This window comes from Peribacillus sp. FSL K6-5616, from assembly GCF_038008245.1.
In the GTDB taxonomy this organism is placed as follows: Bacteria; Bacillota; Bacilli; order Bacillales; family DSM-1321; genus Peribacillus; species Peribacillus frigoritolerans.
Genome location: NZ_JBBOYT010000001.1, coordinates 3,007,344 through 3,033,911, shown reverse-complemented (window position 1 = coordinate 3,033,911; position 26,568 = coordinate 3,007,344). Strand labels below are relative to the sequence as shown.

25 protein-coding genes and 1 pseudogene are annotated in these 26,568 nt (G+C 41.4%); 23 read left to right on the top strand and 3 right to left on the bottom strand.

Going from position 1 to position 26,568, the window contains the following annotated elements; all coding sequences use genetic code 11:
- The first annotated feature begins 103 nt into the window (after positions 1–103).
- The 22 genes from spoIIIAA to spo0A all read left to right on the top strand — a co-directional run bounded on the left by spoIIIAA (position 104) and on the right by spo0A (position 20,705).
- The gene (spoIIIAA, locus tag MHB45_RS14495; RefSeq protein WP_340907942.1) at positions 104–1,036 is read left to right on the top strand and encodes a stage III sporulation protein AA; all 933 of its coding nucleotides are present in this window, start codon (positions 104–106) and stop codon (positions 1,034–1,036) included.
- Positions 1,029–1,544: a stage III sporulation protein SpoIIIAB gene (gene spoIIIAB, locus MHB45_RS14490; protein WP_072273217.1), complete on the top strand. Its 516-nt coding sequence runs from the start codon at positions 1,029–1,031 to the stop codon at positions 1,542–1,544. Before spoIIIAA ends, spoIIIAB begins: the two co-directional genes overlap by 8 nt.
- Before the next feature lie 21 nt (positions 1,545–1,565).
- Complete coding sequence (gene spoIIIAC, locus MHB45_RS14485) at positions 1,566–1,769, top strand: stage III sporulation protein AC (protein ID WP_034308319.1); 204 nt, start codon at positions 1,566–1,568, stop codon at positions 1,767–1,769.
- Between the two features lie 23 nt (positions 1,770–1,792).
- Positions 1,793–2,173, top strand: a complete 381-nt coding sequence (gene spoIIIAD, locus MHB45_RS14480) for a stage III sporulation protein AD (RefSeq protein ID WP_223255841.1) — start codon at positions 1,793–1,795, stop codon at positions 2,171–2,173.
- Between the two features lie 33 nt (positions 2,174–2,206).
- Positions 2,207–3,415: a stage III sporulation protein AE gene (gene spoIIIAE, locus MHB45_RS14475; RefSeq protein ID WP_048681800.1), complete on the top strand. Its 1,209-nt coding sequence runs from the start codon at positions 2,207–2,209 to the stop codon at positions 3,413–3,415.
- 16 nt (positions 3,416–3,431) lie between these two features.
- Positions 3,432–4,040 carry a stage III sporulation protein AF gene (spoIIIAF, locus tag MHB45_RS14470; protein WP_034308312.1) on the top strand — a complete coding sequence of 203 codons (609 nt, stop codon included), beginning with the start codon at positions 3,432–3,434 and terminating at the stop codon, positions 4,038–4,040.
- 7 nt (positions 4,041–4,047) lie between these two features.
- Positions 4,048–4,719: a stage III sporulation protein AG gene (gene spoIIIAG / locus MHB45_RS14465; protein ID WP_048681803.1), complete on the top strand. Its 672-nt coding sequence runs from the start codon at positions 4,048–4,050 to the stop codon at positions 4,717–4,719.
- Positions 4,720–4,733: 14 nt separating this feature from the next.
- Positions 4,734–5,327, top strand: coding sequence for a SpoIIIAH-like family protein (locus tag MHB45_RS14460; protein WP_034308309.1), 594 nt, complete (start codon positions 4,734–4,736; stop codon positions 5,325–5,327).
- Positions 5,328–5,950: 623 nt separating this feature from the next.
- Positions 5,951–6,451: an acetyl-CoA carboxylase biotin carboxyl carrier protein gene (gene accB, locus MHB45_RS14455; RefSeq protein WP_034308306.1), complete on the top strand. Its 501-nt coding sequence runs from the start codon at positions 5,951–5,953 to the stop codon at positions 6,449–6,451.
- Between the two features lie 14 nt (positions 6,452–6,465).
- Positions 6,466–7,818: an acetyl-CoA carboxylase biotin carboxylase subunit gene (gene accC, locus MHB45_RS14450; protein ID WP_034308301.1), complete on the top strand. Its 1,353-nt coding sequence runs from the start codon at positions 6,466–6,468 to the stop codon at positions 7,816–7,818.
- A gap of 37 nt (positions 7,819–7,855) precedes the next feature.
- Positions 7,856–8,260 carry an Asp23/Gls24 family envelope stress response protein gene (locus tag MHB45_RS14445; RefSeq protein ID WP_222620245.1) on the top strand — a complete coding sequence of 135 codons (405 nt, stop codon included), beginning with the start codon at positions 7,856–7,858 and terminating at the stop codon, positions 8,258–8,260.
- Positions 8,261–8,692: 432 nt separating this feature from the next.
- Entirely contained in the window at positions 8,693–9,085 is a 393-nt protein-coding gene (nusB, locus tag MHB45_RS14440; protein WP_034308295.1) for a transcription antitermination factor NusB, read from the top strand.
- A gap of 69 nt (positions 9,086–9,154) precedes the next feature.
- Complete coding sequence (folD, locus tag MHB45_RS14435) at positions 9,155–10,030, top strand: bifunctional methylenetetrahydrofolate dehydrogenase/methenyltetrahydrofolate cyclohydrolase FolD (RefSeq protein WP_048681806.1); 876 nt, start codon at positions 9,155–9,157, stop codon at positions 10,028–10,030.
- Between the two features lie 139 nt (positions 10,031–10,169).
- Positions 10,170–11,522: an exodeoxyribonuclease VII large subunit gene (gene xseA / locus MHB45_RS14430; protein WP_340907941.1), complete on the top strand. Its 1,353-nt coding sequence runs from the start codon at positions 10,170–10,172 to the stop codon at positions 11,520–11,522.
- The gene (locus MHB45_RS14425) at positions 11,519–11,752 is read left to right on the top strand and encodes an exodeoxyribonuclease VII small subunit (RefSeq protein WP_034308286.1); all 234 of its coding nucleotides are present in this window, start codon (positions 11,519–11,521) and stop codon (positions 11,750–11,752) included. Before xseA ends, MHB45_RS14425 begins: the two co-directional genes overlap by 4 nt.
- Before the next feature lies 1 nt (position 11,753).
- On the top strand, positions 11,754–12,647 hold the full coding sequence (locus MHB45_RS14420; RefSeq protein ID WP_048681813.1) for a polyprenyl synthetase family protein: 894 nt from the start codon (positions 11,754–11,756) through the stop codon (positions 12,645–12,647).
- A 249-nt stretch (positions 12,648–12,896) separates the two neighbouring features.
- Positions 12,897–14,789, top strand: a complete 1,893-nt coding sequence (gene dxs / locus MHB45_RS14415; RefSeq protein ID WP_048681832.1) for a 1-deoxy-D-xylulose-5-phosphate synthase — start codon at positions 12,897–12,899, stop codon at positions 14,787–14,789.
- A 4-nt stretch (positions 14,790–14,793) separates the two neighbouring features.
- Positions 14,794–15,621, top strand: a complete 828-nt coding sequence (locus MHB45_RS14410; protein ID WP_340907940.1) for a TlyA family RNA methyltransferase — start codon at positions 14,794–14,796, stop codon at positions 15,619–15,621.
- A gap of 320 nt (positions 15,622–15,941) precedes the next feature.
- A complete protein-coding gene (gene ahrC, locus MHB45_RS14405; protein WP_034308279.1) occupies positions 15,942–16,391 on the top strand; it encodes a transcriptional regulator AhrC/ArgR in 450 nt (149 codons plus the stop codon).
- A gap of 22 nt (positions 16,392–16,413) precedes the next feature.
- A complete protein-coding gene (gene recN, locus MHB45_RS14400) occupies positions 16,414–18,129 on the top strand; it encodes a DNA repair protein RecN (protein ID WP_048681817.1) in 1,716 nt (571 codons plus the stop codon).
- Positions 18,130–18,290: 161 nt separating this feature from the next.
- Positions 18,291–19,583 (top strand): SpoIVB peptidase, encoded by a 1,293-nt coding sequence (gene spoIVB / locus MHB45_RS14395; RefSeq protein WP_048681822.1) that lies wholly within the window; start codon positions 18,291–18,293, stop codon positions 19,581–19,583.
- Positions 19,584–19,913: 330 nt separating this feature from the next.
- Positions 19,914–20,705, top strand: a complete 792-nt coding sequence (spo0A, locus tag MHB45_RS14390; protein ID WP_034308269.1) for a sporulation transcription factor Spo0A — start codon at positions 19,914–19,916, stop codon at positions 20,703–20,705.
- Positions 20,706–21,588: 883 nt separating this feature from the next.
- Here spo0A and MHB45_RS14385 read toward each other — a convergent pair.
- Positions 21,589–22,963, bottom strand: a pseudogene (locus MHB45_RS14385) (IS1182 family transposase).
- Between the two features lie 707 nt (positions 22,964–23,670).
- On the opposite strand from MHB45_RS14385, the gene MHB45_RS14380 reads away from it, so the two are divergent.
- Positions 23,671–24,405, top strand: a complete 735-nt coding sequence (locus MHB45_RS14380; RefSeq protein ID WP_072273212.1) for a glycerophosphodiester phosphodiesterase — start codon at positions 23,671–23,673, stop codon at positions 24,403–24,405.
- 140 nt (positions 24,406–24,545) lie between these two features.
- Here the strand turns inward: MHB45_RS14380 and MHB45_RS14375 are convergent, their stop codons facing one another.
- Positions 24,546–25,904, bottom strand: coding sequence for an IS1182 family transposase (locus tag MHB45_RS14375; protein ID WP_072272405.1), 1,359 nt, complete (start codon positions 25,902–25,904; stop codon positions 24,546–24,548).
- Between the two features lie 307 nt (positions 25,905–26,211).
- Positions 26,212–26,448, bottom strand: a complete 237-nt coding sequence (locus MHB45_RS14370) for a DUF2627 domain-containing protein (RefSeq protein ID WP_034308264.1) — start codon at positions 26,446–26,448, stop codon at positions 26,212–26,214.
- Positions 26,449–26,568: the final 120 nt, after the last annotated feature.

Below are 26,568 nucleotides of genomic sequence, written 5' to 3'. Positions count from 1 at the left end.
ATAAAAAATCAATAAATGATCCGTTTCTTTAATAGCCTGTCATCATTGCGGGCTTGTCGGCATATATTTTATTGAAAGTGGTGTATACAGGAGGATTGTCAAAATGGAAACGATTCTTTCTTTTTTACCGAAAAGTTTATACGAGCAACTCCGCGGTATGACACCGATGATGATCGATAAGATGGAAGAACTGCGAATTCGGGTTGGAAGGCCGCTTGAGGTCATTGTAGGGGGGGAACCATACTTTTTTTCCTATGAAGTGACCCATTCGGATGCAGATCAATTATTGAATAATATAGGTCAATTTTCGTTATATACGCTTGAGGAAGAATTAAAGCGAGGATATATAACCATAGCGGGCGGACATCGGGTGGGGCTTGCTGGCAAGGTGATCCTGGAAAATGGGTCGGTCAAAGCGATCAGGGATATTTCCTCATTCAATATTCGGGTTGCACGTGAAAAAATAGGTGCAGCTGAACCTCTCACTTCATATTTATATGACGGGGAATGGCAGCATACCATGTTGATCGGTGCTCCGCAAACGGGAAAAACGACCATATTACGTGATATTGCAAGAATGATATCCGGTGGTAATGAAAAACTCGGCATTGCCCCTCAAAAGGTGGGGATAGTGGACGAGCGCTCAGAAATTGCCGGATGTGTGCATGGAGTGCCGCAGCTCGAATTCGGAACAAGAGTTGATGTTCTCGATGGATGTCCTAAAGCGGAAGGGATGATGATGATGATCCGTTCGATGTCCCCGGATGTATTGATCGTGGATGAAATAGGCCGCGAAGCGGATACGCAGGCTGTGCTGGAAGCCGTGAATGCAGGTATTAAACTCATGATAACCACGCATGGCCATACACTGGATGAAATCAAGAAGCGACCCATTATCGCCGAAATATTAAAGCAAAACATCTTTGAACGCTTTATTGAATTAAAAAGAAGTAAATCCGGTAGGAGGAGCTACAAAGTCCTTGATGCAGCAGGGGTTCCCATTTACTTGGGAGAAAGAGTGAACCCGCATGTTTAAGTTAATGGGAGCAGCGATAATTATTATAGCGACGACTTGGGCAGGTTTTGAAGCGGCGAAAAAATTAAGTATGAGGCCCCGTCAACTGAGACAGCTGAAAGTCGCCATGCAATCGCTTGAAGCTGAAATCATGTTCGGTCATACACCTTTGAAAGAAGCGGCAAGGAAACTTTCTAAACAGATGGCCAAACCTTTGTCCAGCTTTTTCGATACATTTGCAAATCGACTCGAGTCAGGTGAAACCACCGTCAAGGAAGCATGGGATGATAGTTTGAAGAAAATATGGCAATCCCTTGCTTTAAAACAGGGAGAATTCGAGATTCTTTCACAGTTTGGGGAGACGCTTGGGAAAAGCGATAAATATCATCAGCAAAAGCAAATCATGCTAACGATGGCACATCTGGAACGGGAAGAAACCGATGCACTCGACCGCCAGGGGAAATATGAAAAAATGATGAAAAGTCTTGGTTTTTTATCAGGGCTATTATTGATCATCTTGCTGATGTAGGAATATGTGGGGGGAATGAAAATGGGCATTGACGTGGACATCATATTTAAAATAGCGGGTGTGGGGCTTGTAGTGGCATTTCTTCACACGATACTCGATCAGGTTGGGAAGAAGGAATATGCCCAGTGGGTGACACTTTTCGGATTTATCTATATTTTATTCATGGTTGCTTCTGTAGTAGAGGATTTATTTCAAAAAATTAAATCTGTATTTCTATTTCAGTAAGGGAGGGATTCGCGATTGAAATCATAAAAATCGTGGCCATTGCCCTAGTTGCCACCTTTTTGGCACTGATCGTCAAAGAGCAAAAACCAAATTTAGCATTCCTGCTTGTTGTTTTTGTAGGATGCTCCATTTTTCTTTTTTTAGCTGACAAAATATACGAAATCATTTTAATGTTAGAAAAAATTGCAGTTAATGCGAATGTAAATACCGTGTATCTAGAGACCATTTTAAAAATAATCGGAATTGCCTATATTGCAGAATTCGCTTCCCAAATTACAAAAGATGCAGGACAAGGTTCGCTCGCTTCCAAAATAGAATTAAGCGGAAAAATCTTGATTCTTGCCATGGCGATTCCGATTTTGACGGTCATTATCGAAACGATTCTACAGATGCTCCCAAGTTAATGGATTACTCCTACTAGTCAATGAGGTGAATGTATGAAGCAGCGGATGCCTTACTTATCCATACTATTCGTTTTACTCTTTTTTTTGCATGCATCTATTGGACAAGCTGCCGAAAATCCAGAAAATGGTGAAGTTGATCAAGAGCCGATCATGCAGTCCGAACTGGTACAAGCCCAAATAGAAAGGCTGGGCGTCGATGAGCTCAAACAATATTGGGATGGCATCGTTACGGAATATGGAGGATTCTTACCGGAAAGCCAGAAAGGGAGCTTCATGGATTTTGTAAGCGGCGATAAGAAATTTTCTTTTGATGAATGGATTAAGGGAATCACAAAATTCATTTTTCATGAACTGCTCGTGAATGGAAAGCTGCTGGGGTCACTCATTTTATTAACCGTTTTCAGCATGTTCCTCCAGTCTTTGCAGAATGCGTTCGAGCAAAGCTCCGTAAGTAAGGTCGCTTATGCAATCGTTTATATGGTGCTGATCATTTTGGCACTTAACAGTTTTCATGTGGCGATTGAATATACAAAAGATACGATAGATTTGATGATTTCCTTTTTAATGGCGCTCATCCCTTTACTCTTGGCATTGATAGCTGCTTCAGGCGGACTTGTATCGGCAGCCTTCTTTCATCCGGTATTGATGTTTTTGATGAATACAAGCGGCATCTTGATTCAGTTCGTCGTCCTTCCGTTATTATTCTTTGCAGCGATTTTAAGCATAGTCAGCACGTTGACCGAACATTACAAAGTGACTCAGCTGGCACAACTTCTCCGTAATTTTGCCATCGGGATCCTTGGGGCATTCATGACCATATTCCTTGGTGTGATCTCCGTTCAGGGAGCATCCTCAGCTGTAGCTGACGGAGTGACGATCAGGACAGCCAAATTCGTGACAGGTAACTTTATACCGGTCATAGGGCGCATGTTTACAGATGCAACGGATACGGTCATTAGTGCCTCCGTCCTTTTGAAAAATACAGTGGGATTGTCAGGCGTCATCATTCTCTTGCTCATTACCACATTTCCCGCCATAAAAATCCTGATGATTTCTTTTGTCTATAAATTGGCAGCGAGTCTTTTGCAGCCGCTGGGCGGAGGACCTGTAATAAAATGCCTTGACATTATAAGCAAAAGCATGATTTATATTTTCGCCGCATTGGCCATTGTCTCACTCATGTTTTTTTTAAGTATCACGGTAATCATCGCCTCTGGAAACATTACCCTGATGGTTCGTTAGAAAGGAGGAGGACTTGGTGAGTTTTTTAGCTGGCTGGGTATCCAACATCATCATATTTGTATTGCTGGCTACTGTGATCGATATGCTTCTGCCGAATTCAGCTTTACAGAAGTATGCCAAAATGGTTATCGGGCTTTTACTGATTGCAATCATCATCACTCCTATATTGGGATTATTCAATAAGGATTTCGATGATATTCTCACTGCGGCCACTAGTGAATTTGAGGATCAGAAAAAAAAAGATTTAGGAAATTTGACAGAAATGAAGAAAAAAGAAATACAAGCTACCCAGGGTGCATATATTTTAAAACAAATGGCTGTTGACTTACAGGCAGAAGTGGAAGAGGAGCTGATGGCGGATTATAACATGAGGATTAGTTCAATTGATGTAGGGGTCAAGAATGAGGAAGAGCCGGGTGTTGATGATCTGCAGAACATAACCATCTCATTGGAAAAGGCAGAAGGGAAAGAAAACTCGGAGATAGAGGCAGTAGCGAAGGTTGATATCAATACAGATAGCCCATCCACTTCGAATGATGCCAATCTGGATGCTGTCAAAAGGTTTCTGGCAACAAGTTGGTCTGTTGATGAAGAGATCATTGAAATCGCCGGGGAAAGGAAGTGACTGAGTATTGAACAAAGACAAAGGTCCATTATCCTGGCTGCAAAAACTATTAAATAAAGACCCTGACCAAAAAGAGCCTAAGGAAAAAAAACCTTCCCTGTATGTCTATGCTCTAATAGTTGTCCTTTTGGGATCGGGAATCATGATGGCCGGGAATTTGTTAACCACCAACAAGACGGGACAAACATCTGAAGTGACGACTGTATTCAATAATGATAAACAGCAGGAAGAAGATGGGGATGTTGAAACATTCGGCCAGAAGAAATCAGAATTCAAGACTACAAAAGACTATGAAATATATCTACAGAATGAAATGAAGGAAGCGCTAGAATCCATCGCAGGCGTCCAGGATGTGAAAGTCGTAATCTACGTCGATGCATCCGAGAAAAAAGTATATGAAAGAAATAAAGTCACCCAAAAACAAGTCACTGAAGAAACCGACCAGGAAGGCGGCAAAAGGACGGTCGAAGACACATCCGTTGATGAACAGCTAGTTTTGGTCAAGAGCGGTGAAAAAGAAGGACCGATCATTTCGGAAACGAAAAAACCCAGTGTACGAGGAGTCCTGGTAGTCGCTAAAGGGGCCGAAAACATTCAAATAAAGAAGTGGATCATCGAGGCTGTCACACGCTCACTTGATGTACCGAGTCACAGGGTTTCTGTCATGCCTAAAAAATAAGGGGGAAAATCTACATGTTATTAAAAAAACAAACCGTTTGGTTATTGACTATGCTAAGTCTGGTCGTTGTGCTTTCAGTCTATTATTTAACCGCTCCTGAAGAAAATGCCGCCGATATGACGGCAACAGAGCAAATGGAACAGGAAGAAAATAAAACAGAAAGTAAGACAGAGAACAAAGCAGAGACAAAAGGGGAAAATAAAAGTGAAAAAGAAACTTCCAAAAATACAGAAGGTTCCTCTGTAACCATTGCATCTGGAGATGAGTTCGAATCGTTAAGGATGCAGATTGAAGATGAACGGGCGAAGCTGAATGAAGAATTGACTGCTAAGATGGGCAACACAGAACTATCAGCTGAAGAAAGAGACGAGGCTTATGCAAAAATCGAACAATTAAGTGAAACGAAAGTGAAAGAAAATATCATCGAAAACTTAATTGTTGCCATGGATTATAATGCCGCACTGGTCCGGGTTGACGGAACGGATGTTAAGGTGAGTGTCAAGGCGGATAAACAAACGAAAACAGAGGCCAATAACATTATCCGCCTCGTAAGGAAAGAAGTGAGCGATGCACAAAATGTAGTGGTCGATTTCCAACCGGAAAAGTAAACACACATACAGAAAAAAGTGACTGATACAGAACAGTTCAACATCATAAAAATTTGAAAGCCCCCTTAATAAAAAAAATGGGAGGCTTTTTATTATGCTTTTTTAACTATCTCACAAACCTGGAAACTTTAGAGGAAAAGTTTTTTTATGTCGATTGGAATCAGGAACTCGAATAGAAATGGTGATAATGATCATCCGTAATATTCTAGAAAAGTAATTACAATGGATATTATGGCTGGTTTTCCAGGAATGCAATGCAAAATTAAAGAGCAAGCGTTAAGGTGTCCAAGTTGATAAATATTCACAATATTATAATAAAGGTGTAAGATGGAAGTATGGATATTCAGTAACAATTAATCTATCATTGAATTTGTATAAGCTAATATTGTATGATGTTAGAAGCTGGTCATAAACTTTTCAATTTTCTTAGGGAAACAATATTTTGAGAAAGTGAAATATCTGTTATAATACAGATGAGGTTTGTAGTCAGTTTATTCGCATTCGCGTAAAGAAAGCGGCTACTTTGTGCAGTATTGGACAAAGTAGGATAAGCTAAGGGTAGGGTTACATAAAATATTATTGCCTCACAAACTCATATTAAATTAGACAAGGGGTGCCACAAAATGAAAGTGCAAGAAATTCGTGAAATTATTAAGTTAGTCGATCAATCAAATATCGGTGAATTCGTTTTCGAAAATGAAGGAACGAAAATTAAATTGAAAAAAACCGAAACGGGTACAGTATTACACCAAGCAGCAGTTGCTCCAGATGTTGTTCAAGCCAATGCAGCTGTAGAGGTCAAGCCCGCAGCGGCCCCTGCCCCTGAAGTACCGAAAGCTGTTGAACCTGCAAAACCGGCTGCTGCCGTCACTGAACAGGAAAATTTACATAAAATCACTTCCCCGATGGTAGGGACATTCTACCAATCTCCTGCACCGGATTCACCTGCATACGTAAAAGCAGGCGATAAAGTAACGGGGGATTCCATCGTCTGCATCGTGGAAGCCATGAAACTTTTCAATGAAATCGAAGCTGAAGTAAGCGGTGAAATCGTGGAAGTCCTTGTAAAAGAAGGTCAGCTTGTAGAATATGGTCAACCATTATTTTTAGTAAAGCCGGAATGAGGAGCTGTTTCTAAATGATTAAAAAGGTATTAATTGCCAATCGTGGGGAAATTGCTGTCCGAATCATCCGGGCATGCAAGGAATTAGGAATCGAGACTGTTGCTGTCTATTCAGAAGCAGATAAAGAAGCATTACATGTTCAAATTGCTGATGAAGCATATTGCATCGGTCCTAAATTATCAAAAGACAGTTATTTAAATACAACCAACATTATCAGCACAGCCAAGAAAACGGGATCCGATGCAATTCATCCGGGATATGGTTTCCTAGCTGAAAATGCCGATTTTGCCGAGCTATGCCGTGAATGCAATATCATTTTCATCGGTCCTAGCCCCGAAGCGATCAATAAAATGGGAACAAAGGACGTAGCAAGGGAAACCATGCGCAAAGCTGGTGTACCGATCGTGCCAGGTTCTAAAGGCATAATCAAAGATACGGATGAGGGTGTAGCACTAGCTAATGAAATGGGCTACCCAGTCATCATCAAAGCTACTGCAGGCGGAGGCGGTAAAGGTATCCGCGTCGCAAGGACGGAAGAAGATCTCATTAAGGGCATTAACATCACGCAACAGGAAGCCGCGACGGCATTCGGGAATCCTGGCGTGTATATTGAAAAGTTCATCGAGGACTTCCGTCACGTTGAAATACAGGTCATGGCAGATAATCATGGCAACGCCATCCATTTAGGAGAGCGTGATTGTACGGTCCAACGACGTTTGCAAAAACTTGTTGAAGAAACCCCGTCACCGGCGTTGGATGGTGAAATACGTGCGGAAATGGGGCAGGCCGCTGTGACGGCTGCACTTGCCGTAAACTATTCAGGTGCCGGAACAGTAGAATTTATTTATGACTATGTGAATAGAAAATACTACTTTATGGAAATGAATACACGTATCCAGGTTGAGCACCCAGTTACAGAAATGGTAACGGGCGTGGATTTGATTAAAGAACAGATCAAAGTTGCTTCAGGCAACAAACTATCGCTTTCGCAAGAGGATGTTACTTATAACGGATGGTCTATCGAATGCCGGATCAATGCCGAAAATCCAGAAAAGAATTTCATGCCTTCCGCAGGTAAGATTCAAATGTATTTACCTCCAGGCGGCTACGGAGTTCGTGTTGATTCTGCGGCATACCCTGGGTACTCCATACCGCCGTATTACGATTCCATGATCGCTAAATTGATTGTCCATGCACCGACTAGAGAAGAGGCGATCGAGAAGATGAAACGCGCCTTGGGTGAGTTTGTCATTGAAGGGATCAGTACCACAATTCCTTTCCATATTAAGTTGCTTCAGCATGAACAATTTGTTTCCGGAGAATTTAATACCAAATTCCTTGAAATATATGATGTAATGAACTCATAATGTAAAGGAAGACAGGAGGTGCTTTTGAATGAGTGAAATGGAAGGCCAATTACTCGAAATGAATGATTATAATAGTGGGCTGGGCAAAGTGGAGATTGCGCCTGAGGTGATAGAGGTTATTGCGGGTATCGCTGCATCGGAAGTTGAAGGTGTTGCACATATGCGCGGGAATTTCGCTACGGGTGTTGTTGAAAAGCTTGGTAAAAAGAACCACGGTAAAGGTGTTAAAGTGGACTTAACGGGAGAATCCATCAAAGTCGAACTTTATTGTGTCATGAAGTTTGGTGTTTCAATTCCGAAAGTTGCTCAGGAAGTGCAAGATAACATTCGTGAAGCTTTGTTGAATATGACCGCTATCGACGCTGGCGAAGTGAACATTCATGTAGTGGGCATTGCGTTTGAAAACGCTAAACAAGAAGCGGATTACGAACAAGAAGTGTAAGTGGGCTTCATTCGATTCACACCTGCAAAAACCCGGCAAAAAGCCGGGTTTTTGTTTTTTTGAATGGAAACTCAAAGATACCCGTTTTTGGAGCCTGCTTATAATATTAAATTTAAATGAACATAATAAGGCGGTGTCTGGAAATTTCCCTTTAATTCAAGGGTGATTTCTGTTAGAGTGTAAAAGGTGAAATATGAGCATGAAAGCTAGGCAAGAGCTTTTTGACACTTTCAAAAAGTATGGGACTGTGTTGGCCGTTGGAAAGTAATCTTGAATCAAGATATTGAATCTTTTGGCCTTTAATTTAGTGGGATTTAGCTTGTTTTTATAAATAATATAGCGAGAATCTTAATATTTTTGAAAAAATGTTATTTAATGTTCGTTTGTTCTAGCGTTTTCATATATAATAGTAGATGTAAAAGGAGTAAGATTATGAAAAGAAGAGAAGCCCGTGAAAAATCCCTTCAAGCACTATATCAGATAGATATTGCGAACTCGAATGCAGAAGAAGCAATGGAAAGCGTACTGGATGGTGCTCCCACTGATAATTATTTCAAGAAATTAGTAATGGGGATAACGGAAAATCGTGAACAAATTGATGGAATGATCAGGGACAATTTAGAGAATTGGACGTTGGAAAGACTGGCGAACATTGATCGGAATTTACTGCGGATCGCGGTTTATGAAATGGTTCACAGTGAAGATGTTCCTGTAAGTGTTGCAATGAATGAAGCTATTGAAATTGCTAAGAAATTCGGTGATGATCAATCAAGCAGCTTTGTAAATGCCGTTTTATCCAAAGTGAAGGTGAAAAGCGGCAGCTAAAGCTGCAGCCTTGAACAAGGATTCTCTCAGCAATTTCTTTAGCAAAATTAACTTGGGAGGAATAAACACATGTCAGCTCAAATCATTAATGGTAAAGAAATTGCAGAGTCAGTTAGGCAGGAAATCAGTAAGGAAGTTCAACAGTTACGTGAAAAAAATATCGTTCCGGGTTTAGCTGTAATCCTGGTGGGTGACAATCAAGCATCTCAAACTTATGTGCGCAATAAGCAAAAGGCCTGTGAGGACTTGGGTATGCATTCCGTACTAATTAAAAAGCCTGCGGAACTCTCTCAGGAGGAATTAATTCAGAGCATTGCTGAATTAAACCAAGATGACAGCATTCATGGTATATTGGTGCAGCTGCCCTTGCCTGGACATATTCAGGAAAAGGCGATCATTGAAGCGATTTCCCCTGAAAAGGATGTAGATGGATTCCACCCGATTAATATTGGGCGGATGATGACGGGACAAGATGCATTTTTACCTTGTACTCCATACGGCGTCATGGTGATGCTTGAGTATATCGACTATGACCTTGAAGGTAAGCATGTTGTCATAGTAGGGAGAAGTAATATCGTCGGAAAACCAGCCGGACAATTGTTTTTAAATGCAAATGCAACCGTTACATACTGTCATTCACGGACAAAGGATCTTGCTTATTATACCAAGCAAGCCGATGTCGTTGTGGCAGCGGTCGGAAAGAGGGACACGATCACGAGTGACCATATTAAAGAAGGCGCAATCGTCATTGACGTCGGAATGAACAGGAATGATGAAGGGAAGCTTTGCGGTGATGTGGCGTTTGATGAAGTGAAAAATAAGGCTTCATACATTACACCTGTTCCTAAAGGCGTTGGTCCCATGACGATTACGATGCTTATGAAGAATACGGTCAAATCTGCTCAAAAAGCACATGAATTAAACAAGCAAGCATTAAAAAGCTGAAAAAAACGTTAAATTATTTTAAAGAAGCGGACCTCTTGTTTTATAATAACGGGAGACCGCTTTTTTTCCATTCATGGATTTATGATAATCTATAGGTGAGTTTTCTTTATATCCGATTTCCATCGGAAGGAGACATTATATGAGCAACCAACAATATTTGAGTGTGTCGGCTTTAACGAAGTACATCAAAAGGAAGTTCGATGCCGACCCCCATTTGCAAAATGTATACATAAAAGGTGAAATTTCAAATTTTAAACAACATACAAGCGGACATATGTATTTTACTTTAAAGGATGAGAAGGCACGACTTCTCTCCGTTATGTTTTCCGCCAATAATAAAGGGATGAAATTCCTGCCTGAAAATGGCATGAAGGTACTTGTTAAGGGTGATATATCATTATACGAAGCTGGAGGACAGTATCAGCTTTATGTGAAAAGCATGGCCCCTGATGGTGTGGGGGATTTATATCTTGCTTATGAACAGCTGAAGAAAAAGCTGGAGGGGGCAGGCTTGTTTTTGGCCGAACACAAGAAGCCGATCCCGCAGTACCCTAAGTCTGTAGGGGTCATTACTTCGCCGACCGGAGCTGCATTAAGAGATATCCTGACAACGATCAAGCGGAGATATCCGATCGCAAGGATCATCGTTTATCCAGCACTTGTACAAGGGAATAATGCCGCTAAATCGATTGCCAAGGCAATTTCCATGGCGAACGCAAGGGCAGAAAGCGATGTTCTCATTGTCGGAAGGGGCGGCGGGTCGATCGAGGAACTATGGGCCTTTAATGAGGAGATAGTGGCTGAATCTATATATGATTCCGATATACCGGTAATTTCTGCTGTCGGTCACGAAACCGACTTTACGATCGCTGATTTTGTCGCCGATATGCGTGCTCCTACACCTACTGGTGCAGCAGAGTTAGCGGTTCCTCACTTGAATGAAATACTCGAACGTCTGATGAACCGCAAGAATCGATTGACCCGCTCCATTCAAGAAGCGGTGAATTTTGAACGAACCCGTTTGACCAGGATGGAGAGGTCTTATGCTTTCCGTTACCCACATAAAATGTACGAACAGAAGCTGGAACAACTAGACAAGACGATGGACAGGCTAGGGAGGACCAGCACGCGATATTTCATGAAAAAGAGAAATGAGCTGAATCAGCTGAACGATATTTTGAAAAAGCAGCATCCTGAACAAGCGGTGAAAAATGCGAAAGATGAACTGCAGCAGCATGCAAAGGTTTTACGGAGGGCCATGGAAGCCATCTATCGGCATAAATCTCAGCATTTCGTCCATATTACAGCCACTTTATCTGCCCTCAGTCCACTAAAAATCATGGAACGGGGCTATGGATTGGTTTTTGCTGAGGATGAGACATTAGTGAAAAGTACACAGCAAGTATCAAAAGGGGATAAGATAGCAGTTTCGATAAAAGATGGAACTCTTGAATGTGAAATTAAAGAAATTAAGGAGCGGATTGAATCATGACAAAAAAACAGGAAGCTACATTTGAAGAAGCGATGGAGAATCTCGAAAAAATTGTAGAGCAGTTGGAAGAAGGCGATGTGCCCTTGGAAGAAGCCATTTCGATATATAAACAAGGAATGGATTTATCAAGGCTTTGCCATTCAAAGCTTAAGGCTGTTGAAGATCAGTTGACTCAAATTTTACGCGAAGATGGGGAACTTGAAAACTTTGCTGTACAGGAGGAAGAATGACATGGGTACGGCGTCCTTTGAAATGTTTTCTAATGAATATAAGGCAATTATAGAACGGGAAATCGTCGAATATGTCAATATACTTAAAGCCCCGGCAGTAGTCAAAGAAGCCATGATCTATTCACTGCAGGCAGGGGGTAAACGGATTCGCCCATTATTGGTCTTTGCGGTTTTGGAGGCCTTTGGAAAAAGCTTGAGGATAGGGATTCCTGCAGCGGCTGCCATTGAAATGATTCATACATATTCTTTGATTCATGATGACCTTCCGGCAATGGATGATGATGATCTCCGCCGCGGAAAACCGACGAATCATAAAGTGTTCGGTGAAGCGGTGGCCATACTGGCAGGTGATGCGCTTCTTACTTATAGCTTTCAATTGGTGACGGATATGATCGATCCCGAGGTCACGGCTGAAATGAAGCTGAACCTTGTAAGTGAAATTGCGAAGTCTGCCGGAGCCGAAGGAATGGTTGGGGGGCAAGTTGCCGATATGGAAGGTGAGAATAAACAGCTGACCCTTCAGGAATTGGAGTATATTCATGAACATAAAACAGGGAAGTTATTGACTGCAAGCATCCTTTCCGGTGCTATATTAGCAGGGGCGAGTGAAGAACAGCAACTGCATTTACGTGACTTTGCATACCACCTGGGGCTTGCTTTTCAAATTCGCGATGATATTCTGGATATTGAAGGGTCAGTCGAGTTGATCGGCAAGCCGGTTGGCAGTGATGTGGGGAATCATAAAAGCACATATCCTTCTTTACTAACCCTTCAAGGGGCAAAGCAAAAGTTGGAACATCATATAGAACTTGCCCATGCCGCTTTAGGAAAAACAACCTTACAAACGGGTTTGTTGAATGAACTAACCGATTTAATTGCGAACCGTAATCATTGATTGTGGCTAAATTTGTTATCAATTGAGGTTTTGTGGTATACTCATTGTGCAAAAATATGTGAAAATCAAACTGAATTTTTTAATTGAGATACGTGATAAAATAGGTATAATAAGCCGCCGAAATCACCTGGGTGTTGGCGGCTATTTTTTAACTTAAAACCAATTTTTCGGTCAAGTCTTCCATAGCCCTCTTTTATGAGGCTTTGTTTATGCTAACAACCGAAAATGACAGAAAGTGAGTGGTCCTGTTTGGATCTTCTATCTATAAAAGACCCTTCTTTTTTGAAGAAGATGAATAATGAAGAACTCGTCGAGTTAAGTGTGGAAGTACGGAAATTCCTTGTGGAAAAATTATCGGTGACCGGTGGGCACATTGGTCCCAATTTAGGTGTCGTCGAGTTGACCATTGCCTTGCATAAAGAATTCGACAGTCCGAATGATAAAATTTTATGGGATGTCGGACATCAATCCTATGTCCATAAAATCCTGACTGGCAGAGCAGGGGAGTTCGACACCTTAAAGAAATATAAAGGTCTTTGCGGTTTTCCTAAAATGATTGAAAGCCCCCATGATGTTTGGGAAACCGGTCACAGTTCGACTTCCCTTTCAGCTGCAATGGGGATGGCGGCTGCCCGTGATATCAAAGGGGAAAGCAGCTTTATTTTGCCTGTAATCGGAGACGGTGCCCTAACAGGGGGAATGGCGCTTGAAGCGTTGAATCATATCGGTGATGAAAAAAAGGACATGATCGTTATCCTGAATGATAATGAAATGTCCATAGCCCCCAATGTAGGTGCCTTACACACGATATTGGGAAGGTTGCGGACAGCAGGTAAATATAACTGGGCAAAAGATGAATTGGAGCTGCTTTTGAAAAAAATTCCTGCAGTCGGTGGTAAACTTGCGGCTACAGCTGAACGCTTGAAGGATAGCATGAAGTATTTATTAGTATCAGGAATCTTTTTCGAAGAACTCGGATTCACATACCTTGGACCAGTAGATGGACATAATTATGAAGAATTGCTTGAGAATTTAAGATATGCCAAGAAAACGAAGGGACCGGTCCTGCTGCATGTCATCACGAAAAAAGGCAAGGGATATTCACCTGCCGAGTTGGACACAACCGGGAATTGGCATGGGACAGGCCCATACAAGATAGAGACAGGCGATTTCGTGAAATCCCCTAGTAAGGGTCCTGCTTGGAGCGCTCTCGTAAGCGATACTGTCAGCAGGCTAGCCCGTGACGATGAGCGGATTGTCGCGATTACACCTGCAATGCCCGTAGGTTCGAAATTGGTGGGCTTCTCTCAAGAGTTCCCAGAGCGTTTCTATGATGTAGGGATTGCCGAGCAGCATGCTGCAACTTTTGCAGCCGGATTGGCAACGCAAAAAATGAAACCATTCCTGGCTATATATTCAACCTTCCTGCAAAGGGCTTATGACCAGGTGGTGCATGATATTTGCCGTCAGAATTTGAACGTATTCATAGGAATCGATCGTGCCGGATTGGTTGGTTCCGATGGTGAAACGCATCAAGGCGTTTTCGACATTGCTTTCTTGCGCCACGTACCGAATATGGTACTGATGATGCCGAAAGATGAAAACGAAGGCCAGCATATGGTCAATACGGCCTTAAACTATAATGATGGTCCGATTGCGATGCGTTTCCCTCGTGGGAATGGTTGGGGAGTTGAGATGGATGCTGAATTACAGCAGATTCCGATCGGTTCGTGGGAAGTTCTTAAAGAAGGAACGGATGCTGCCATCTTAACGTTCGGCACAACGATTCCCATGGCTCTTGAAGCGGCAGAACTGCTCGAGAAAGAGGATTATTCAGTGAAGGTGGTCAATGCCCGGTTCATTAAGCCTTTGGATGAGAACATGCTAAGCAGTCTCCTTGGTGAAAAAATGCCTATCCTGACAATAGAAGAAGCGGTTCTTCAAGGTGGTTTTGGTAGTTCTGTTCTTGAATATGCTCATGATCAAGGATTTTATGGGGCAATTATAGATCGAATGGGGATACCTGATTATTTCATTGAGCATGGAAGCGTCGATGAACTTCTTGAAGAAATCGGTCTGACGACTGAGACAGCCATCAAAAAGATTAAAATGATAACACCCAAAAAAGAAAAAAGGGCCTGAAAATATGAAAGTGATGAAAGAAAGAGTGGATGTATTACTTGTAGAACAAGGCTTGGCCGATACACGTGAAAAAGCGAAGCGTATGGTTATGGCAGGCCTTGTCTACGCGAATGAAGAGAGATACGAAAAACCGGGGGAAAAAGTGCCGGTCGATCTCGAATTCACGATCAAAGGAAAAGTCATGCCTTACGTTTCAAGAGGCGGTCTTAAACTTGAGAAGGCATTAAGGGAATTCGATTTACAAGTGAATGGAAAAATACTGCTTGATATCGGATCATCAACTGGCGGGTTTACGGATTGTGCTTTGCAAAATGGCGCCATAATGTCTTATGCGCTTGATGTCGGCTATAATCAACTTGCCTGGAAGCTTAGGCAGGATGAGCGGGTAAAAGTAATGGAAAGAACCAATTTCCGTTATGTTACACCCGCCGATCTCGACGGGGAGATGCCAAACTTTGCAAGCATTGATGTTTCCTTCATCTCGCTTACGTTAATTTTACCGGTGCTAAAGACCTTGCTCGTCCCGAATAGTGATGTCGTTGCCTTGGTTAAACCGCAATTCGAAGCCGGGAAGGATCAAGTGGGTAAAAAGGGGATTGTTCGTGATCCCAAAATCCATAAACAAGTGTTGGATAAGATCATTTCTTTTTCTTTAAAGGAAGGCTATGATATTAAGGATGCCTCCTTCTCACCGATTACCGGCGGTGATGGAAACATTGAATTCTTACTTCATTTACACTGGCAAGGGTCGAAGGAAGATAGAGCATTATTGCTTTCGAAAACGGTTGATGACATCGTTGGAGAGGCCCATGCCCAATTTAAAAAAGAATAGCTAGAACTTTGTATGGCTCCTTTGGCTGAACGGTTGGCTAAAGGAGCTTTTTGACTATACATTGTCGTCATGAACTTGAATCATTTATGGGTGGATACATAAAATAGGTAAGTGCAAAAATTAGACTTGTATTCATTTTAGAGAAAAAGTTGTACAATTGCATAAAAATCCGATAACATTAATATTAGCCACTTAGTAAAGCGGCCTATTTGCACGTACTGATGATACCGAGGCAAATTGGGCAGCTTGCTTAAAGTAAGAAATGAAAGTGATACCATTACCATTAAATGAGCAACAGTTGAGAAGAGGTGCTTCTACTTATGAATAAAGGACAACGACATATAAAAATAAGGGACATTATAACGAATAATGATATCGAAACACAGGATGAGTTAGTTGAAGAATTGAAATTAGCTGGATACAATGTAACTCAAGCCACCGTTTCAAGGGATATTAAAGAACTTCACCTTGTAAAAGTTCCTTTAACGGATGGAAGGTATAAATACAGTCTGCCGGCCGACCAACGTTTCAATCCACTTCAAAAATTAAAGAGAATCCTTGTCGATGCATTTGTACGCATTGACTCAGCCAACAATTTGCTGGTTATGAAGATGCTCCCGGGTAATGCCCAGGCCATCTGTGCATTGATTGATAATTTAAATTGGCAAGAAATACTCGGGACGATCGGCGGCGACGATACATGTTTAATTATCTGCCGTTCTGAGGAAGATGCAAAGATCATTTCCGGCAAATTCTTGGACATGCTCTAATAATGTTGTGAGGTGACCTAGTTTGTTAACAGAACTATCGATTAGGAATTTTGCGATCATAGACAGCCTGTCCGTTTCATTTGAGAAAGGCTTGACGGTCTTGACAGGAGAAACAGGGGCAGGGAAGTCAATCATAATAGATGCCGTTCATCTCTTGGTTGGGGGCCGTGGTTCTGCAGAGTTCATTCGGCATGGTGAGTCGAAGGCTGAAATAGAAGGACTATTCCAAATTGAAGATGAAAAACACCCGGTCTTTGCCAAAGCGGAAGAGTTTGGCCTGGATATGAATGATGGGATGGCTATACTTCGAAGGGATATCTCACAGAGCGGTAAAAGCGTTTGCAGGGTAAATGGGAAGCTGGTAACGATTTCCACATTACGTGAGATAGGGCGGACATTGATAGACATCCATGGTCAGCATGAACATCAGGAATTAATGGATGAACGACTCCATCTTCCGCTGCTCGATCAATTTGGCGGTGAAAAAATCGCATCTGCACTCACTGAATACCAAAAGCTATATAAACGTTATGAAACGGCTTCTAAACAATTGAATGGTTTGAGCCAAAATGAACAGCAAATGGTCCATCGCCTTGATCTGATCCAATTTCAATTCGATGAAATCCAAAAAGCTGATTTGAAATTACGCGAAGATGAAGAATTGATGGAAGAACGGAAGAAAATTAATAATTTCGAAAAAATCCATGAAGCGCTGCAAACCAGTTATAATGCTTTAAATGGCGAGCAGCATGCAATTGATTGGCTTTCCGTAGCCATGAATAATTTGGAGGAAGCGGCAGGGCTTGATGAAGGTTTAAAGCACAGCTCTGAAACCGTTTCAAATAGCTACTTCCTGCTCGAAGAGGCTGTGTCAAACATCCGGGACCAATTGGACTCTTTGGATTATGATACAGAACGTGTGGAATTCATTGAAAGTAGACTTAATGAAATAAATCAATTAAAGCGTAAATACGGGCGGACCATCGAGGAAATCCTGGAATATGGGGCCGCAATTGAAGAAGAAGTCGAAAAGCTGCAAAATAGGGAAACCCATATCGCGAAGCTTGAAAAGGAAATGAAATCCATCAAGGCAGATCTAATCGTCGAAGCAAAGAATCTGTCTGAACTTCGCCAGAAATTCGCTCAGCAGCTAACCAAAAAGATTCATCAGGAATTAAAGGATTTATATATGGAAAAAACAATTTTCGAACCTCATTTCCTTCAGACAGCCTATACTTTCGATGAATTGTCAGATAGGGGCATTAATCAGTCAGGGCTGGATTCAATGGAATTTTATATTTCCACCAATCCAGGTGAACCGTTAAAACCTCTTTCTAAAATCGCATCTGGTGGAGAACTGTCGAGGATCATGCTGGCTTTGAAAAGTATTTTCTCCAAGCATCAAGGCATAACGTCCATTATATTTGATGAAGTGGATACAGGTGTAAGCGGACGGGTTGCCCAATCCATTGCCGAAAAGATCTATAAAGTGGCAACTGGATCACAAGTATTGTGCATATCCCATTTGCCTCAGGTGGCAGCCATGGCGGATACTCACCTTTTCATAGCGAAAAATGTAAGGGCCGGACGCACGAATACCTCGGTCAAGCCGCTAATTGAAACTGAAAAAATAAAAGAAATTGGCAGGATGATTTCGGGAGTAGAGATTACGGACTTGACGAAACAACATGCCAATGAATTAATCCAACTGGCCAAAAGGCTGAAGATTACATCTTGATGGGCCGGTAAGAACATTATTTGAACTTATCATAAGCATTCATTGTAAAGCTATCCAAAAACGGATAGCTTTTATTTTTTGCACCTGTTATAAATGACTGTCATGAGGGCTAAATTAAAGGTGTAGCCATAAAGTTTCAGAGAGCGAGGAGAGTGAATGGATTGAAATTTATATGGATAAACAGGATCATCGGTGGAATTCTCCTTGTTTCGCTATTAACATTAGGGTTATACCAGCCATCTCGTGAATATTTTTTAATTCCAAATCATCTTGTACTATTTGAAGGAAGTCAATATAGTATTTCCAAATCATTGCCTGTTTCTGCAAAAACTTCGGGAACCAGTGATGGAATTTCACTTCATGATGAACAAGCTTCGATTACGCTTGGTGCTGAGAAACCAGGTACGAATGAAGTGTTACTCGATGTAGCAGGCTTGCCTGCCAAAAAGGTCGACATCAGGGTGTTAAAAGACTTTAAGGTCATGCCTGGAGGCCAATCCATTGGAGTGAAGCTTAATACTCTTGGGGTGCTCGTAGTGGGTCATCATCTTATTGATACGGCGCAGGGGAAAAAATCACCGGGAGAAAAAGCGAAAATTGAAATCGGTGATATTATTACAGAAATCAATGGTCAGACGATAAAGAAGATGGGGGATGTAACCCCTTTTGTTCAGCAGGCAGGTGAAAAGGGTGAGGCGTTGAAACTTGTCATTAACCGTGATAATGAAGTGCTTCATAGTACCTTATTACCGCTAAAAGATAAGAATGAAGGAACTTACAAATTGGGTTTGTATATCCGTGATTCGGCAGCTGGCATCGGAACGATGACGTTTTATCACCCGGATTCAAAAAAATATGGGGCATTGGGACATGTCATATCCGATATGGATACAAAAAAGCCGATTGTTGTTAAGGACGGACAGATCGTTCAATCGACGGTCACATCCATCGAAAAAGGAAGCAATGGTGATCCGGGAGAAAAATTGGCACGCTTTTCTTCCAATAAAGAAAAAATAGGAAATATCAATCGCAATAGTCCCTTTGGCATTTTTGGGAAATTAAATCAAGATTTTAAAAATGGAATTAACGACAAACCACTCCCCATCACCCTTTCCCATGAGGTAAAGGAAGGGCCAGCAAAAATCCTTACAGTGGTGGATGGTTCTCAAGTGGAGGAATTCGATGTAGAAATCGTCAGTTCCATCCCACAGAAGTTTCCTGCAATCAAAGGAATGGTCTTAAAAGTGACGGATAAAGAATTGCTTCAAAAAACGGGTGGGATCGTTCAAGGTATGAGCGGCAGTCCTATCATACAAAATGGGAAATTAATCGGTGCAGTCACCCATGTATTCGTTAATGATCCTACAAGTGGGTATGGAGTCCATATCGAATGGATGTTAAACGAAGCCGGTATAAATATATACGACAAAGATAATTATGAAAAGGCAAGCTAAGAATCCGGGTATCCTTTTGGATGCCCCCTTTTTAATGGAAAATTATGATTAGCATAGGTTTGGGTCGGAATTAATTTTGATTTCTTCAAAAAATAGAGGTTTTTTTGGAACGATGTGATAAAATGAAAACGATATGAAGATTTTTCGACAAACGGTTTATTCCAATAGCAAACGAAGTCGAAAACAAGAGATATCCGGAGAATAATATTGAATTCCTTATATTTTTTCAAAAATAAAAGGAATTTAGTTTCCATTGTCGAAAAGTTCAATTACAATAGAATTTAGTCATATAGAAAAAAAGACCAATTGTAGTTGAGGAGGAAATCAAGCGTGAAAAAAATTAAGGTGTGCGTTGTAGATGATAATAGAGAACTTGTTGGCCTTCTGGAAGAATACATTTCTGCACAGGAAGACATGGAAGTGATTGGGGTGGCACATAACGGTCAAGATTGCCTGGGTATGCTAGAAAGCGTTGATCCGGATATTTTGATCCTCGATATTATCATGCCTCATTTAGATGGGTTAGGTGTACTTGAGAAACTTCGTGAAGTAAAACGGGGTGCCATGCCTAATGTGATAATGCTTACTGCCTTTGGTCAAGAAGATGTAACGAAAAAAGCAGTTGATTTGGGTGCGTCTTATTTTATCCTGAAACCATTTGATATGGAAAATCTGGCCAATCACATCCGTCAGGTAAGCGGTAAAGGGCAGGCGGTTTTAAAAAATCATAGTCAATTTAGCTATCGTCCCCAAAATGAATCCAAACCGAAGAACCTTGATGCAAGCATCACCAGCATCATTCACGAGATTGGAGTGCCTGCACATATTAAGGGCTATTTGTATTTAAGGGAAGCCATATCCATGGTATATAATGATATTGAACTATTGGGTTCCATCACCAAAGTTTTATATCCGGATATCGCAAAAAAATACAATACTACGGCCAGCCGAGTTGAACGTGCTATCCGGCATGCGATTGAAGTGGCTTGGAGCCGTGGAAATATAGAATCCATATCATCTCTTTTCGGCTATACCGTAAGCATGACAAAGGCAAAACCTACAAATTCCGAATTCATTGCCATGGTTGCCGATAAGCTGCGCCTCGAACATAAAGCTTCTTGACAGGGGTAGGAACGTTGATTTGACGCAATTTGGACGGGAATTTAACCGTGAATTTATCGCTATTCCGATAAACCTTCCGGTGGAATACCAATAAAGACTGATCGTATTTGGCGGATGAATGAACCCGGCATCTTTACGAGTCAGTATATAGGAAAATTCCGCAGTCGTCCAAACTGGGCGGCTATTATTTTTGCGTAGGGGCTGGTATTCATGTCAATCCGTAATCGATTGAAAGAAATACGTCATGACCATCGTATGTCCCAAACGGAATATCAGTTTTACCCCTGCGAATAAGAGACAGGCGAACCTTCGCTTGGCAAAGCGATGCTCATCAGGAAGGTTTGGAATGATGGTCAACGAAATCATTTATAGGGAAGAATCATGACGTCCATTGTTGGGCGTTTTTTTATGCTTTCGGCTTGCCGCTCCGTTTGAATTTTTTTGGGTAAGGCACTTCCATACACTCGTCTATACGCACTGCAACACTGTTGTTATGGCGGCTATTTTAATTTTCGATCCAGTTGCAGATTCAACTCAGTTAGTAAAATGGACTTATATGAGCGATAAAGCTGGTGTAATAGGAATCCGGAAACCTGATAAGAAACGTTGGGAGGGAGAGAGCTCGAGGGAGGATGGGGAGTATTCAAATATCCGAGATGAGCGAAATGTTAAAAATGTAGAAGAAACTCGTTAAAAAAGGTGCATAGTTTAATCTTAAGATATAAAGTTCAGAGGCGCAAAACATATTGGAGGTTGTCCATTTTGGACAATCTCAGTTTGTAGACAAAAGGGGTTCGGAATTAAAAAATTCTGAACCCCTTTTGAAATTCCCTTTGAATTTTCGCCTAAAGTTTAGAGATTGGGGCTCTACGAGCCCACTATGTTAGGCCATTTTTGGACCTTGCCATGTCCAATTGGCCATCTTCTTTAAATTAATGGCAGCGAAAGTAAGCATCGCCTGCATCGACAATTTTTTAAGTCCCCTTAAAGTAGTCCAACGCATACCATGCTTTTCTTTTGCATCTGCGAATACACGCTCAATCGTTTCTTTACGTTTTGCATATATAGGTTTTACATCTTGATGATGACGCAGATGATCTGCTTCTTCCACATGTGTTTGCCAGATATGCCGTGTCACCACTTTTTGACAGTCTTTGCTTTCTGTACACCGAGATAAAAATGAGCATGTTGTACAAATTTGTTTTGGCGATTTGTACTCGCGATAGCCCTCTTTATTTGTTGTTGAGTACTTTAAAGTTTCGCCCGAAGGGCAAAGGTAACAATCAAAATGTTCATCGTATACATAGTCCTGTTTGCGGAAAAATCCTTCTTTGGTGCGAGGACGTGTATAAGGTAAAGCCGGTATGATTTCTTTGTTAAATAGGTAGCTTGTAATCGCTGGTGTTTTATAAGCTGCATCTGCGGCAACGGCTTCCGGTTTTCCAACTTTCTCAATCACTTGTTCAACTAGTGGCTCTAAGATCTGACTGTCATGTGTATTTCCAGGTGTTACAATCGTTCCCAATACAAAACCGTTGCGGTCTGCGGCCGCGTGGAATGAATAGGCAAACTGTTTTGTTCGTTCATCTTTCACATAGTAGCCACTCTCAGAATCCGTTGTACTTTCTTTAATCTCTTTGGTCTCTTCTTTATCAAATTTATCTGGTGGAAAAGGCTTTTTTCCATGGTTTTCACGATCTTGATTGATTTCTTCTTGAAGACGTCCTTGATACGCTCGTGTTTCTTTACGAACGATTTTCTTTACGAACGATTTTCTTTTCAAATTTCCGTTTATTCGCACTGGCTTTCACATGTGTGGAATCCACGAAAACGTGTTCAGCACTTATTAACTTTTTATTAGCAGCTGTCATTAAAATGCGATAGAAAATCTGTTCAAACAGATCTGTATCTTTGAAGCGTCGCTCATAATTTTTCCCGAACGTAGAGAAATGAGGTACTTTATCATGGAAACCATAGCCTAAGAACCAACGGTAAGCCATATTGGTTTCAACTTCTTCAATCGTTTTACGCATGGAACGAATACCGAAGGTATATTGAATGAAAGTCAGTTTAACTAAAATAACTGGATCAATACTTGGGCGTCCTACCTCTGAATACATATCTTTCACCAAGTCATAAATGAAAGTGAAGTCAATGGCAGCCTCCATTTTACGAACCAAATGGTTCGGTGGCACCAATTGATCTAAAGTAATCATTTCAAGTTGATCTCGCTGAATAGAATCATGTTTAGAAAGCATCCTCATCACCTCAAGTTTTAATACTTCTATTTTAAAACAAACATGACTCCAGGCAAAAGTGTTCTATCTAAAAGGTAAGACAAAGTTGATTGGAACGGAAGGTACGAGACTCCTGCGGGAAAAGCGCGTCTAGGGGAGACCCCGCAGGCGAAAGCCGAGGAGGCTCCCCGACCGCCCGCGGAAAGCGAGTGCCTGGAGTGGAAATCAACGTCCAAATTGTACAAGCCATAAAAATAGACAAACTCGATTTTCATCGAGTTTGTCTACAGTCTGAGGTTGTCCATTTTGGACAATCTTTTTTTGTACCTATTGGAACGGATATTTTAAAACTAAATTTATGATATTTTTTGGTGGAATTTCTTTATTTATAGACGCTGATTGAGGAATTGGGAAAACAAAATATGTTTTAGATTTAAAAGAATCTGTATGAACAAACAAGAAATCAATTCGAGAGGGTATGTCTCAAGGACGAAAAACGGAAGTCAAACATGGATATGCTTGAACCAAAAGGGCAATTACGATTTCCGGATATCCGCTTGCAAATCAAAAGCTTGGAAATGAAGTGGAGTGATTTGAGGAAAGGAACCTTCTATGCAGAAAATAATCACCTGCGTTTTGATTGTAGAATTGATCTAGATGAAAATAATTTGCTGTTACTGTTCATAAAATCGGTGTATAACAATTTTTGAGAGAGGCGGCGTTTCATCATGACCTTAATCTTTGCACATCGAGGCTCTGCAGGAACTCATCCGGAAAATACGATGTCGGCGTTCAAGGAAGCTGCCCGTGTCGGTGCGGACGGAATTGAAACGGATGTCCAGCTCTCGAAAGATGGAGAAGTGGTCATCATCCACGATGAAAAGCTCGATCGGACCACGAATGCCTCGGGGTATGTAAAAGACCGGACCTTAAAGGAGTTGAAAACCCTTAATGCGTCCGCAACCCATAAGGGTAATTTTGGAAAACAAAAGATTCCCACACTTGAAGAACTGTTTATTTGGCTTAATGATAATCAGCTTTTTTGCAATATTGAATTGAAAAATACGGTTTTTTTGTATCCAGGCTTAGAAGAGAAAGTCATCCGGCTCATCCGTACCTACGAAATGGAGGAAAGGATAATCCTTTCTTCTTTCAATCATTACAGTTTGGTCAATTGCCATCGATTGGCACCTGAATTGGAAACGGCACCGCTATATAGGGATGGCCTGTATATGCCGTGGATATATGCAAAGGCAATAGGCGGAAGTGCAATTCACCCAAATATCCGGGCTGCCCCTGATGAACTCATTCAATCATCGGTTAGTATGGGTATTCCTGTAAGGCCCTATACCATTAATGAAGAAACCGAGATGAAGCGGTTATTCAAATTGGGGTGCAGCGGCATCATAACCGATTTCCCCGAAGCAGCGGTACGGGTCAGAGAAGGTTTGAAGTCAAGATAAAGAAAGAAGGTGCCTTAAGAGGCACCTTCTCAGTTTGTAGACAAAAGGGGTTCGGAATTAAAAAATTCTGAACCCCTTTTGAAATTCCCTTTGAATTTTCGCCTAAAGTTTAGAGATTGGGGCTCTACGAGCCCACTATGTTAGGCCATTTTTGGACCTTGCCATGTCCAATTGGCCATCTTCTTTAAATTAATGGCAGCGAAAGTAAGCATCGCCTGCATCGACAATTTTTTAAGTCCCCTTAAAGTAGTCCAACGCATACCATGCTTTTCTTTTGCATCTGCGAATACACGCTCAATCGTTTCTTTACGTTTTGCATATATAGGTTTTACATCTTGATGATGACGCAGATGATCTGCTTCTTCCACATGTGTTTGCCAGATATGCCGTGTCACCACTTTTTGACAGTCTTTGCTTTCTGTACACCGAGATAAAAATGAGCATGTTGTACAAATTTGTTTTGGCGATTTGTACTCGCGATAGCCCTCTTTATTTGTTGTTGAGTACTTTAAAGTTTCGCCCGAAGGGCAAAGGTAACAATCAAAATGTTCATCGTATACATAGTCCTGTTTGCGGAAAAATCCTTCTTTGGTGCGAGGACGTGTATAAGGTAAAGCCGGTATGATTTCTTTGTTAAATAGGTAGCTTGTAATCGCTGGTGTTTTATAAGCTGCATCTGCGGCAACGGCTTCCGGTTTTCCAACTTTCTCAATCACTTGTTCAACTAGTGGCTCTAAGATCTGACTGTCATGTGTATTTCCAGGTGTTACAATCGTTCCCAATACAAAACCGTTGCGGTCTGCGGCCGCGTGGAATGAATAGGCAAACTGTTTTGTTCGTTCATCTTTCACATAGTAGCCACTCTCAGAATCCGTTGTACTTTCTTTAATCTCTTTGGTCTCTTCTTTATCAAATTTATCTGGTGGAAAAGGCTTTTTTCCATGGTTTTCACGATCTTGATTGATTTCTTCTTGAAGACGTCCTTGATACGCTCGTGTTTCTTTACGAACGATTTTCTTTTCAAATTTCCGTTTATTCGCACTGGCTTTCACATGTGTGGAATCCACGAAAACGTGTTCAGCACTTATTAACTTTTTATTAGCAGCTGTCATTAAAATGCGATAGAAAATCTGTTCAAACAGATCTGTATCTTTGAAGCGTCGCTCATAATTTTTCCCGAACGTAGAGAAATGAGGTACTTTATCATGGAAACCATAGCCTAAGAACCAACGGTAAGCCATATTGGTTTCAACTTCTTCAATCGTTTTACGCATGGAACGAATACCGAAGGTATATTGAATGAAAGTCAGTTTAACTAAAATAACTGGATCAATACTTGGGCGTCCTACCTCTGAATACATATCTTTCACCAAGTCATAAATGAAAGTGAAGTCAATGGCAGCCTCCATTTTACGAACCAAATGGTTCGGTGGCACCAATTGATCTAAAGTAATCATTTCAAGTTGATCTCGCTGAATAGAATCATGTTTAGAAAGCATCCTCATCACCTCAAGTTTTAATACTTCTATTTTAAAACAAACATGACTCCAGGCAAAAGTGTTCTATCTAAAAGGTAAGACAAAGTTGATTGGAACGGAAGGTACGAGACTCCTGCGGGAAAAGCGCGTCTAGGGGAGACCCCGCAGGCGAAAGCCGAGGAGGCTCCCCGACCGCCCGCGGAAAGCGAGTGCCTGGAGTGGAAATCAACGTCCAAATTGTACAAGCCATAAAAATAGACAAACTCGATTTTCATCGAGTTTGTCTACAGTCTGAGAAGGTGCCTTAAGAGGCACCTTCTTTTTGCGTTTAAAATTTATTGAACCTGCTCTGGACCTTATTTTGTTTTCGATCTCGATGTAGGACGAAGCCGGCGATAAAGGCTATTCCGCCTATCGTAATGAGCAGTCCTATTAAAAATTGCAGCCAAAGGAATGGATAGGGAGGCTGTAAAATACCGAACACCATGTCCCTCATTATTTTTATGCCATAGGCAGCAAAGGCACCGGGGATAAAAAGAATCAAAAAAGCGATTAAACGTTTCATGCAGTCAAATCCCTTCCGAAAATTCCGTCTTTAAAAAATGATAAAGGATATAAATTATTTGTCAAGTAACGGGAATCTAGATAATGACTGGGAGTTGGCGGCTGTTTTTAAAGGGGGCCG